This is a genomic window from Vitreoscilla massiliensis (genome assembly GCF_001457815.1).
GTDB classification, from domain to species: Bacteria; Pseudomonadota; Gammaproteobacteria; order Burkholderiales; family Neisseriaceae; genus Vitreoscilla; species Vitreoscilla massiliensis.
The window spans coordinates 227,046-238,340 of the sequence record NZ_LN898221.1 but is presented as its reverse complement, the minus strand read 5'-3'; the positions used below and the strand labels follow the sequence as shown (position 1 = coordinate 238,340).

The 11,295-nt window shown below is 51.2% G+C and carries 9 protein-coding genes; 6 read left to right on the top strand and 3 right to left on the bottom strand.

Features of this window, described 5'->3' with window-relative positions; translation table 11 throughout:
* Nucleotides 1–2: 2 nt before the first annotated feature.
* Both BN3003_RS12705 and BN3003_RS12700 read left to right on the top strand, forming a co-directional pair.
* A complete protein-coding gene (locus BN3003_RS12705) occupies nucleotides 3–806 on the top strand; it encodes an MBL fold metallo-hydrolase (protein WP_058357044.1) in 804 nt (267 codons plus the stop codon).
* 1 nt (nucleotide 807) lies between these two features.
* Nucleotides 808–2,112 (top strand): F390 synthetase-related protein, encoded by a 1,305-nt coding sequence (locus BN3003_RS12700; RefSeq protein WP_058357043.1) that lies wholly within the window; start codon nucleotides 808–810, stop codon nucleotides 2,110–2,112.
* A 273-nt stretch (nucleotides 2,113–2,385) separates the two neighbouring features.
* Here BN3003_RS12700 and BN3003_RS12695 read toward each other — a convergent pair whose 3' ends face one another.
* The 3 genes from BN3003_RS12695 to BN3003_RS12685 are packed head-to-tail and all read right to left on the bottom strand — an operon-like array spanning nucleotide 2,386 to nucleotide 5,266.
* A complete protein-coding gene (locus tag BN3003_RS12695; RefSeq protein ID WP_058357042.1) occupies nucleotides 2,386–3,486 on the bottom strand; it encodes a hypothetical protein in 1,101 nt (366 codons plus the stop codon).
* Complete coding sequence (locus tag BN3003_RS12690; RefSeq protein ID WP_058357041.1) at nucleotides 3,486–4,670, bottom strand: ATP-grasp domain-containing protein; 1,185 nt, start codon at nucleotides 4,668–4,670, stop codon at nucleotides 3,486–3,488. The genes BN3003_RS12695 and BN3003_RS12690 overlap by 1 nt, the downstream gene beginning before the upstream one ends.
* 35 nt (nucleotides 4,671–4,705) lie before the next feature.
* A complete protein-coding gene (locus BN3003_RS12685; RefSeq protein WP_058357040.1) occupies nucleotides 4,706–5,266 on the bottom strand; it encodes a pseudouridine synthase in 561 nt (186 codons plus the stop codon).
* Between the two features lie 582 nt (nucleotides 5,267–5,848).
* On the opposite strand from BN3003_RS12685, the gene BN3003_RS12680 reads away from it, so the two are divergent.
* The 4 genes from BN3003_RS12680 (at nucleotide 5,849) to BN3003_RS12665 (ending at nucleotide 11,293) form a co-directional block, all read left to right on the top strand.
* Nucleotides 5,849–8,080, top strand: coding sequence for an NADP-dependent isocitrate dehydrogenase (locus tag BN3003_RS12680; RefSeq protein WP_058357039.1), 2,232 nt, complete (start codon nucleotides 5,849–5,851; stop codon nucleotides 8,078–8,080).
* Between the two features lie 449 nt (nucleotides 8,081–8,529).
* Nucleotides 8,530–9,768, top strand: coding sequence for an NADP-dependent isocitrate dehydrogenase (gene icd / locus BN3003_RS12675; RefSeq protein WP_058357038.1), 1,239 nt, complete (start codon nucleotides 8,530–8,532; stop codon nucleotides 9,766–9,768).
* 143 nt (nucleotides 9,769–9,911) lie between these two features.
* On the top strand, nucleotides 9,912–10,484 hold the full coding sequence (locus tag BN3003_RS12670; RefSeq protein ID WP_159061447.1) for an SMI1/KNR4 family protein: 573 nt from the start codon (nucleotides 9,912–9,914) through the stop codon (nucleotides 10,482–10,484).
* A 287-nt stretch (nucleotides 10,485–10,771) separates the two neighbouring features.
* A complete protein-coding gene (locus BN3003_RS12665) occupies nucleotides 10,772–11,293 on the top strand; it encodes a hypothetical protein (RefSeq protein WP_058357036.1) in 522 nt (173 codons plus the stop codon).
* Nucleotides 11,294–11,295 lie beyond the last annotated feature (2 nt).

The following is an 11,295-nucleotide window of genomic DNA, read 5'->3' as shown; positions in this document are numbered from 1 at the left end:
ACATGGCCAAAATCCACACCTTCAAAGCCGGTTTTTGCACCCATGCGGCCTGTATGGCGGTGCGCGGTGCGGGCTTGGCAGCGTGTGAGTTCCCTGCGCAAGTGTTTTTGCTGGAAGCGGCGGGGCGGTTTTGGCTGTTTGACACTGGCTATGCGCAACACTTTTTGGACGCCACCGCCACAGGCGTGTTTGCCTTGTACCGCCAGGTCACGCCGGTGTATTTCAATGACAGCGAAGCGATGCGGCTGCAATTGCGCGAGTTTGGCGTGCATGAGCGCGATCTAAGCGGCGTCATCGTGTCGCACTTTCATGGTGACCACATCGGCGGCCTGAAAGATTTTCCTGATGTTCCCATCATCGGCAGTGGCGAGGGTTGGCAGCAAGTGCGGCGTTTGGATGGGGTGCGCGCCTTATTGCAAGGCTTTGTGCCCAAATTAATGCCTGAAGACACAGACCAACGCTTTGTCGCCATCGAAAGCTTGGCGCAAGTGGCCTTGCCGAGTGAGGCAGCGCCTTTACAGGCCGCTTATGTGCTGCCGCACAGTCATGGCGAGATATTGTTGCTGGATTTGCCCGGTCATGCTGCCGGTCACATTGGCGTGTTGATGGCGTGTGATGATGGTTGGCATTTGCTTGCTGCCGATGCGGCGTGGAGCCGTGCCAATTACCAAGACTGGAAACTGCCATCGCCGCTCAGTTACATCATCATGGACAAGGCGGCGGCGTTCAAACACACGCTGCGGCAATTGCAACAACTCGATGCGGGTGGCGAGGTGCGCATCCACTTGAGCCACGAGGAGGAGTGACATGGCATTGTGGTCTTTGGTGCATGCGTATTGGCGCGGCAAGCGTTTGCACTTTGACAGTCGCGCCGCTTTGGAAGCCTACCAGCAAACGCAGTGGCAGCGTTTTGAGCAGCAAGTATTGTCGCGCAGCGCTTATTTTCGCCCGTATATTGGTCTGCCGTTGGCACAATGGCCATTGATGAACAAGGCGTTGATGCTGGAACATTTTAATCAAATGAACACTGCTGGCGTTGATTTACAGGCTGCTTTTGCCTTGGCGCAGCGTGCCGAGCAAGAGCGCGATTTTGCACCGACGCTCAATGGCTACAGCGTGGGGCTGTCGTCGGGCACTTCCGCCAGCCGTGGCGTGTTTGTGGTCAGCCGCGCCGAGCAAGCGCGTTGGGCCGGCACGATTTTGGCGAAATTATTGCCGCAAGGCTTGTTCAGTGGCGAACGCGTGGCCTTGTTGCTGCGGGCGAACAACAATTTGTACGAGACCATAGACAACCGCTTTATCGCCTTTCGATTTTTTGATTTGTTGCAATCGTTTGATGAGATTGCAACCCAATTACAGGCTTATCGGCCTAGCATCATCGTCGCGCCAGCACAAGTCTTGCGTGCCTTGGCCGTGGCGCAGCAACAAGGTACGCTGTCCCTCCAGCCCAAGCGCGTTATCTCCGCAGCTGAAGTTTTGAGCGATGCTGACCGCGCCGTTATCGAGCGCAGTTTTCCCGAATTGCACCAAGTCTACCAAGCCACCGAAGGCTTTTTGGCGGTGACGTGTGAGCACCGACGCTTGCACTTGAATGAAGAATTTTTGATGGTGGAGCAAGAATGGTTGGACGAGGTGCGCTATGTGCCCATCATCACCGATTTTACCCGCAGCAGTCAGCCCATCATCCGCTACCGCCTCGATGATGTGTTGCACCATGATGACCAGCCGTGCCCGTGTGGGCGCGTCAGCCGTGTGATTAAACGCATAGAAGGGCGTTTGAACGATGTGTTGCGCTTGCCGCGTGTGCACGCAGACACAGTATCGCCCTCAGAGCCTACGGTGGCCTTGTTTGCCGATGCCTTAGAGCGCATCATCGCGCAACACCTGCCCATGCACGCTGATTACCAACTCACGCAAACCGCTGCCAGAGCTTTAAGTTTACAAGCCCAAGCCAGTTACACCGACTTACAGCGTTTACAGGCCGCATTGATGGCATATATGCGCCAGCAATCTGTCGATGTGGATGGGTTGGTGTGGACGTTGTCGGACACGGTTGAAATCACTGCGATGGTCATCAAACGTCGGCGTATTAAAGTGGATATGGCGGGTTAGCCTGATGGTCAATGCTGCTGGCGGTTTGTAGGTCATAAGCCATCAGCAAGATGCAACGGGCATGCGAAGCTTGGACTTTGCCCGATTATTGGGAGGCGTTGTTTGAAAACCGTTTGATGTCGCGGCTTGTTTCACCATCGCTTTGCATCACTATTTTCGGCTGCTTGCAGTCAAACTCACCTATCCAAACGCCAATACTGGCTAATCAATTGCGCAGCATATAGCGCGTTTTAAACCAATCACAATAGGCACAATCATGGCTGGTGCCAATGCTCACATATCCAAACGCTGCATCAGCGGCGCCGCCACATATTGGCTGATGAACTGCACGGCGCGTATGGCGCGTTGTTGTGAACGTGGCAGATGATGGGCGTAGACGGCACTGTATTCCATGCACGCCACCGCGCCACGGTGTTGCTTGAATTGCCCTGCGCCGGCGCTCATATTGATGCTCAAACCTTGTTCTATGGCGTAATCGGCGGCCAAGCCATTGTGCAAACGGTACAGGCCGACTTTTTGTGCCACGCTGGTATCGAAGCCAAAAATCGGTGTGGTCAGCGTCGCTTCGTTCGCCACCACGCCTGCCACGCCCAACAATTCACCGCTGTCATCGGCATAGCCTTGCAGGTGCAGCAGACCATGTTGGTGCAAGGCTTGCATCCAAGTGTGGCTGTATTGCGGATTGAGCTGTGAGTATTTGGCCAAATACAGCAGATTGTACAAATCGCGCACGCGCTCATACGGCTGGGTGCGCTGAAAATCGGCATCGCTGCAATAATGCAAACGGGTATTGCGCTGCAATCGTGCATCGTGTTGCCAATCGCGGTGGCGTTGCCGTGCGGCGGCTGGGTCAGACAAGATAAAGATGCGCCGTCCGGGGATGAGCAGGCAGCCTTGTTGTTGTAAGAATTGCAGCCAATCTCTGTGTTGGATGGGATTGAGCGAACGCCACCACAGCGCATGCTGCGGATAATGTTCGCGCGTCTGTTGCAACAACTTACAGGCCGCTTGGGGGATTAAAGCGGGATACAAATTGGTGCTGATGAGCCAATTGTTCAAAGTCACGGCGCGGGCAAAGTGTTGTTGGCGCAAATAGCGTTTGAGCAATTCCACCGCGGCGATGATGGGGTGGGCGGCGTAAGCGGGCAGGTGGCGGCGGCTTTCTTCTTGGGTGTAATCGGCGTACATGGCCAGCGGTGAGGTCACCCAAGTTTGCGGCGCGTCGTCGTGGCAAACACTGATGGGCACGGCCAAGTCGCCGCTGCGCACGATGTCCATGCTGACATGGGGCGCGTTGTGGAGCAAATCGGTCAGTGGGTGTTGCTGCAGCAATGCGGCAAAAGCCTCGGTACGGTCGCGGTGGTTGTTTAACATCAGCGCTCACCTCGCAATACCCCTATGTTATTCACATCGTGAAGTTTAGGCCAAGTTTGGCCATTCCATTCAAAAGCATGGCTGGTGGCAGCTTCGAGTGGCAGTTGTAAGCGTTTGGACAGGCGGTAAAATACCCAACTGTCTTGCAACACGCCGCGGTACAAACGCAGCTGTCCCAACACATCGGTGCCGCGGCGCCAATCTTGCCACCATGTGGCCAATAAGCCTTGTTGCCATGCGTGTTTGAGGCCATCGCTGAGCATCATTGCGGCAAACATCTTGGTCGTCAGTGGCGCTTGGTATGGCTGTTGTTGCAACAAAGCTTGGAAGACGCCACCGTCGTGCGGCAATAAATGCAAACCGCTGGTGGCGCGCGGATTGCATTCCAACACACACAAGCGGCCTGTAAGGTCTTCTTCTATCCAATCAAAGGCAATTTGGCCGGTGAAATTCAATGCCTGTACCAGTTTGGCGACTTGGGCACGGATGTGTTCGTGCTCAAGCGGCTCAAAATAATACGAGGCCCCGTTTTTATAGCGGTAGCGACCGAGATAGTTGACATGGGTGAGGATGCGGCCGCTATGGGCAATGCTGTAACTGCAAATTTCGCGGCCGGTGATGTAAGTCTGTTGTAGCCAAGTGCCATCGCGTGGAATGTGATTAGGCCAATCGGCACCGGCGTCGAGGATGTGGGTTTGGTGGCCAAAGCGGCTGTACACTGGTTTGAGCACCCGTTTTTGGCTGCGCCACACATCGCTTAAGCCATGTTCATCGAAATACTCGCTGTGCGGTGTGTCTGTGCCCAATGAGGCGGCCTGTAATAACAAGCGCTGTTTGTGGTGCAGCAGATGCAAGGTATCAAAATCATCACAGAAAATCTGGCAAGAGGCGGGCAGTAAATGGCGGTAATGGGCGAGGCAAAAGATTTCTTCGCAAGTGGGGATAATCCAGTCCAGCTGGTGTTGTGCAATCAAGGCGGCCAAGCTGGCAATGAAGGCTTCAGGCGCTTGCGCCGGCGCTGGCAAGTTGAAAAAATCCGCCGCCAGTGCGCTGCATCCGCCCAAAGCTCCCGCACCATAATCGGCCAAATACACCGTGTGTCCCGCGGCAGCGACTTGTCTGGCCCAGTCCAGCGCCACCGGTGCTCGGGCGCTGAGTATCAATACTTTTAAGGTGGCTGGCATGGCGTTGGTCCGTCACTGCACGAGAGATTAAGTGTTTAAGGGCGTTGGTTCACATATTGCCACGCGCCCAGTTCCACCCCCAAATCCAATAAGTTGATGTCGCCGATGGCCACCCGCACCAAGCGCAGGCACGGTAAACCAGCTTTGGCCGTCATGCGCCGCACTTGGCGGTTTTTGCCTTCGGAGATTTGCACTTCTATCCACGTATCGGGGATGGATTTGCGCACGCGTATCGGCGGATTGCGCGGCCACAATTGCGTGTATTCCGCTTCTTCCAACACCCGTACCTGCGCCGGACGGGTCACAAAGTCGCCCAAATCGACACCGCGGCGCAATTGGTTGAGCGCGTCTTCGCTGGGTACGCCTTCCACTTGCGCCCAGTATTTTTTCTTGACCTTGAATTTCGGATTGGCAATCTGCGCCTGCAAAGAGCCATTGTTGGTGAGCAACAATAGGCCTTCGCTGTCGGTATCCAAGCGGCCTGCAGGGTAAAAATGCGGCACGTCGACCAAGCTTTTTAAAGTAGGGTGTTTTTCATGTTCGGAGAACTGACAAATCACCCCGTAAGGTTTGTTCAATACGATTAAATCATTCATGGCCGAAATTTTACAAGCACTCTACGCTTGCTGCCAGTGAAAAAAGACGATTGTGCTTGCAGTGTGCGGGCTGATGGCGGGTTGGACAGAGTTGACATTCGCTTTTAAGTCCAAGTATGAGCCAATTTAATGCGGGCGAGTGTTGGTTAATTATCATCTTTATGAAAATTTTATGTAATGAACAAATGGTGAATAAAAATCGCCGGTTTGCTTGGTAGATACATGTTTATGGATGGACAGAAACAGGGTTTTTTATATAAAATTAAGCATATGGTATGACTGGATTTTGTCAATGCAGTTATGATCATGACCATTTCCTGTTTATCAGAGAATGGCAGTAACATCGCTTTTATTGACTTAATAGAAGACATGAGCAAGGCTTTATTGGATGAAACTCTAAAAAAACAGCGAAATCTTTGCGATTATTTTCTTAATAATGGGTCAATTCGGGCCAACATCCATTGACTGAAAAGCTGTGAGGGTCGATACTCTCAAGGTTTCATTCAAGCAAACTGGTTTGCAGCGGCTGCGACACACATATTTCAGCCCTAACCAATTAATATCAAAAGCAAGGAGCTCCATATGACTGGTGGAAAGTCAACCATCATTTACACCCTGACCGATGAGGCGCCATTATTGGCAACTTACTCGCTTCTTCCCATCATCGAGACTTTTACCAAGTCTACGGGTATTGAAATTGTAAAAAGTGACATCTCTGTTGCTGCACGTGTTCTTGCTGAATTCTCAGACTTCTTAAACGAAGACCAAAAAGTGGCTGACAACTTGGCTGCTTTGGGCCGTTTGACCCAAAATCCTGATACCAACATCATCAAATTGCCTAACATCAGTGCCTCTGTGGCGCAATTGACTGCTTGTATCAAAGAATTGCAAGCCAAAGGCTTTGCGATTCCTGATTACCCAGAAAACCCGACAACCGAAGAAGAAAAAGCCTTAAAAGCACGCTTTGGCAAATGTTTGGGCTCTGCGGTAAACCCAGTATTGCGTGAAGGCAACTCTGACCGCCGTGCACCTGCTGCGGTGAAAAACTTCGCCAAAAAACACCCTCATTCTATGGGTGAATGGAAACCTTGGTCACAAACCCACGTGTCACACATGCAAGAAGGCGACTTCTACCACGGTGAAAAATCCATGACTTTGGACCGTGCGCGCAATGTGAAAATGGAATTGATCACCGCCAAAGGTGAAACCATCGTCTTGAAACCAAAAGTGGCTTTGCAAGACAAAGAAATCATCGATTCTATGTTCATGAGCAAAAAAGCCTTGTGCGATTTCTATGAAAAAGAATTGGAAGACTGCCGCGAAGCGGGCATCTTGTTCTCTTTACACGTGAAAGCGACCATGATGAAGGTGTCTCACCCTATCGTGTTCGGTCACTGTGTGAAAATTTACTACAAAGAAGCGTTTGAAAAACACGCCAAATTGTTTGACGAATTGGGCATTAACGTCAACAACGGTATGGCCGGCCTGTACGAAAAAATCGCGACTTTGCCAACCTCTTTGCGCGAAGAAATCATCCGTGATTTGCACGCTTGCCAAGAACACCGTCCTGCTTTGGCAATGGTGGATTCTGCCAAAGGCATTACCAACTTCCATTCGCCTAACGATGTGATTGTCGATGCTTCTATGCCGGCGATGATTCGTGGCGGCGGTAAAATGTGGGGCGCTGATGGCAAACCTTACGACTGTAAAGCCGTGATGCCAGAATCAACGTTCGCGCGCATTTACCAAGAAATGATTAACTTCTGCAAATGGAATGGCAACTTCGATCCACGCACCATGGGTACTGTCCCTAACGTGGGCTTGATGGCGCAAAAAGCAGAAGAATACGGTTCACACGACAAAACTTACGAAATCGCTGAAGCCGGCGTAGCCAACATCACCGATTTGGACACTGGTGAAGTGTTGATGTCACAAAACGTGGAAGAAGGCGACATCTGGCGCATGTGCCAAGTCAAAGACGCTCCGGTACAAGACTGGGTGAAATTGGCTGTGACACGCGCGCGCAATTCTGGCATGCCAGCAATCTTCTGGTTAGACCCATACCGCCCACACGAAAACGAATTGATCAAAAAAGTACAAACTTATTTGAAAGATTACGATACCGAAGGCTTGGACATCCAAATCATGTCACAAGTACGTGCAATGCGTTACACCTTGGAACGCGTGGCTCGCGGTTTGGACACCATTTCTGTGACCGGTAACATCTTGCGTGACTACTTGACCGACTTGTTCCCGATCATGGAATTGGGCACTTCTGCCAAAATGTTGTCTATCGTGCCTTTGATGGCCGGTGGCGGCATGTACGAAACTGGTGCCGGTGGTTCTGCACCAAAACACGTACAACAATTGGTTGAAGAAAACCACTTGCGTTGGGACTCTTTGGGCGAATTCTTGGCCTTGGCCGTGTCTTTGGAAGAATTGGGCATCAAAGAAAACAATGCTCGCGCCAAATTGATTGCCAAAGCCTTGGATCAAGCCACGGGTCAATTGCTCGACAACAACAAATCGCCATCACGTCGCACAGGTGAATTGGATAACCGTGGCAGCCACTTCTACTTGGCCAAATACTGGGCTGAAGCCTTGGCAGCTCAAGACGAAGATGCGGAATTGCAAGCCAAATTTGCGCCAGTGGCTCAAGCTTTGGCCGACAATGAAGACAAAATCGTTGCCGAATTGGCAGCGGTACAAGGCGCTGCAGTTGACATTGGCGGTTACTACAAAGTAGATCCAGCCAAAGTGGACACGGTAATGCGTCCTAGCGCTACCTTGAACGCCATCTTGGCAGCCGTGTAAGCGCTGCTTAAACGCGCATCAACTCAGCCAGTGTTGCAAAACACTGGCTTTTTTGCGTCTGTTTCTCGGTAATTTAATGGGTAAATCAAGCCTGTATTAAGCAGCTTACAAGATAAACAATAAGCTGGAAGATGATTGGTGAGTGAGAAATATCTTAAAGAAACAAACCATTAGCTTAAGAGCTTGCTTCAGAGGTTTACAGGCCGCTTATGAGCAGCATCATGGCGAGTTTGTCAGTGCAATTTATGCCCCACACAGTCACACCTGTCGCCCACATTTTCTGATAGACTGAGTTTCCAATCGCTGCGTAACACGCTTGCAACCGTTGTCACCGTTGCCACTAGTGTTGCTCAGTACCGCATAGCATTTGACCATCGCGAGCGCTTCATCCGCTGAAACACGTTATTGACGTGGTGTATATCCCATCATTATTTTAACAGGAGTGTTACATGAGCCATATCGTAGTGCCAACTGAAGGCCAGAAAATCGTTCCCGGCCAAGCCATACCCAATAATCCCATTATCCCGTTTATCGAAGGCGATGGCATTGGTGTGGACATTACCCCGGTGATGATTAAAGTCATTGATGCGGCCGTGGCCAAAGCCTATAACGGTGCCAAAAAAATCAGCTGGATGGAAATTTTCGCCGGCGAAAAAGCGACGCGCATTTATGGCGACAATGTGTGGTTGCCCGATGAAACCTTGGAAGCGATACAAGAATACAAAGTGTCGATCAAAGGCCCGATGACCACGCCGGTTGGCGGCGGCATTCGCTCTTTGAACGTGGCCATACGCCAAAAGCTCGACCTGTACCAATGCGTGCGCCCAGTGCAATACTTTACTGGCGTGCCGTCGCCATTGAAAGACCCAAGCAAAGTCAATATGGTGATTTTCCGTGAAAACACCGAAGACATTTATGTCGGCATTGAATGGATGGGCGAAAGCGACGATGCCAAAAAAGTCATAGACTTTTTGCAAAAAGAAATGGGCGTGAACAAAATCCGTTTCCCGAAAACCTCGAGCATAGGTGTGAAGCCAGTATCGCGCGAAGGCACCGAGCGTTTGACCCGTGCGGCGATTCAATATGCGATAGACAATGACCGCAGCAGCGTGACCATCGTGCACAAAGGCAACATCATGAAGTATACCGAGGGCGGTTTCCGCGATTGGTCGTATGCCTTGGCCAAAAACGAATTTGGCGCCACTGAAATCGGTGCAGGTCCGTGGTGTGAATTCAAAAACCCGAATACCGGCAAAACCATCACGGTGAAAGATTCGATTGCTGACGCGTTCTTGCAGCAAATTCTGCTGCGTCCAGCCGAATACGATGTGATTGCCACCTTGAATTTGAATGGCGATTACATTTCTGACGCTTTGGCAGCGCAAGTGGGCGGTATCGGCATCGCTCCTGGTGCGAACATTTCCGATGAATACGCGGTATTTGAAGCCACGCACGGCACGGCGCCGAAATACGCCGGTCAAGACAAGGTCAATCCGGGTTCGTTGATTTTGTCGGCCGAGATGATGTTGCGCCACTTGGGTTGGACCGAAGCGGCGGATTTGGTCATTGCTTCCATGGAAAAAGCCATAGGCGACAAACAAGTGACGTATGACTTCGCCCGCTTGATGGATGGCGCGCATGAAATCAGTTGCTCCGCCTTTGGCGACGCGATGATAGAGCGCATGTAAGCTGTGCCGCAACAGTAAACAGACCCAAGCTTAGGCTTGGGTTTTTTATCTGGCGCTTGGATGTGTTGGCGTGTTTAAGGCTGGATGTGTGAACGCTGCCATGCAAGCCGCCATGTATTGTTTGAAAAAAATGGATGAAAACCATGTTGTTAACCTATGCCGAAATTGAAACTGCCTTGCTGCGCCATTTTGCCCATGTGGTGGATGACGATGAAATCTTGGATTTGCACGACTTGTTGTTGATACCGCATTTGTTGTCTCCCAACGAGGCCATTGTCGCATTTGAGCAGGCGCTGGCTGTGGTCTTGCCGCACGAATTTGTGCAATTTCTAAACCATTACCAAGTAGACGATTTTGCCATTGCCAATGTGCAATTTGGGCATGGTGAGAATTATTTGCACCATGTGTGGCAAATGAACCAAGCAGGCATCATCAACTCTTGGTGGCAAGGCGATAAGCGGCCTGTAAACCGCATACTCATTGCCATCGCTGAAACACATGCCATTATTTTGGATGTGACCAGCGGCGAAGTATTGGCCGTGGATAGCGAGGAGAAAGACGCGGTATTGTTGGCGTGCGGGTTTGACGATTTCTTTCGCGCCGTCGCCAGTGTGTATTTAAACACCGTTTCAGTATCCGAGGCCTTGGCGTATTTACAAGTGGATGACTGTGGGTTTTGGCAACAATTGCCACGCTTGCCGACGGTTTCTGCGTAAACAAGATGCGGCCTGTAAACCTTTCACTGTGATGATGTGTGTGGCACCAGAGATTGCAATAGCCGTATTACAGAGTATATGCAGTATCAGCAGCACAGATTTCATTGTATAAGCGGCCTGTAAGTTTGTTATTGCTTTACAGGCCGCTTATCCATTTGAATTTTGATTTGTTTGCTCTTGTTGTTTGCTTTAACGTATTTGGCGCTGCGATGGGTTTGCTCTCAGGCACGGGAATCACGCAGCGCGAGCCAGTCACAAGGTGAAAACAAAACAGAAACGAGGGAAATATGGAGTTACACAGCGTATTGTATTACCGCCATCCACAAGCAGCAGTGATGGCGCAGTTGGATGGTTTGTGGCAAGGGCATGAGGGCGATGCTGAACACATCATCGCCGCCGCGCAAGCCTTGAATGCCGAACAGGGCGCTGAGCTGGCGCAAGACTTGATAGACTCGGTTGACGAAATCGAATGGGATTTGCGCCCCGATGCGGTGCAACACGCTGAAGGTTTTAGCATCGTCCATTTTGTGCACGGCTCTATGGGCGATGAGAACATGGAGAGCATCGTGGCGTTTGTGCATGACTTATTGCCCGGCATCCAAGTGCAGGCATGGGGTTGTGGCGACGACGACCCGTGGGAATTTTGGTTCAAATACGATGGCGACGAATTGGTGCGCGAAGACGACGAACCTTTCAACGACCCCGAAGAGGACGCCGACATCAAAGCCAGCATTTACGCATGGTGGCACCAAGACTTGCCAGCGGAAATCAAAGTCGGTTTTTTGAACGAGGCAACAGAAACCGATTAAGC

Bases quoted from the DNA above. Each gene is read 5' to 3' on its own strand.
- BN3003_RS12690 (WP_058357041.1), bottom strand. From the start codon at position 4,670: ATGCCAGCCACCTTAAAAGTATTGATACTCAGCGCCCGAGCACCGGTG.
- BN3003_RS12685 (WP_058357040.1), bottom strand. From the start codon at position 5,266: ATGAATGATTTAATCGTATTGAACAAACCTTACGGGGTGATTTGTCAG.
- BN3003_RS12700 (WP_058357043.1), top strand. From the start codon at position 808: ATGGCATTGTGGTCTTTGGTGCATGCGTATTGGCGCGGCAAGCGTTTG.
- BN3003_RS12705 (WP_058357044.1), top strand. From the start codon at position 3: ATGGCCAAAATCCACACCTTCAAAGCCGGTTTTTGCACCCATGCGGCC.
- BN3003_RS12695 (WP_058357042.1), bottom strand. From the start codon at position 3,486: ATGTTAAACAACCACCGCGACCGTACCGAGGCTTTTGCCGCATTGCTG.
- BN3003_RS12670 (WP_159061447.1), top strand. From the start codon at position 9,912: ATGTTGTTAACCTATGCCGAAATTGAAACTGCCTTGCTGCGCCATTTT.
- BN3003_RS12665 (WP_058357036.1), top strand. From the start codon at position 10,772: ATGGAGTTACACAGCGTATTGTATTACCGCCATCCACAAGCAGCAGTG.
- BN3003_RS12680 (WP_058357039.1), top strand. From the start codon at position 5,849: ATGACTGGTGGAAAGTCAACCATCATTTACACCCTGACCGATGAGGCG.
- icd (WP_058357038.1), top strand. From the start codon at position 8,530: ATGAGCCATATCGTAGTGCCAACTGAAGGCCAGAAAATCGTTCCCGGC.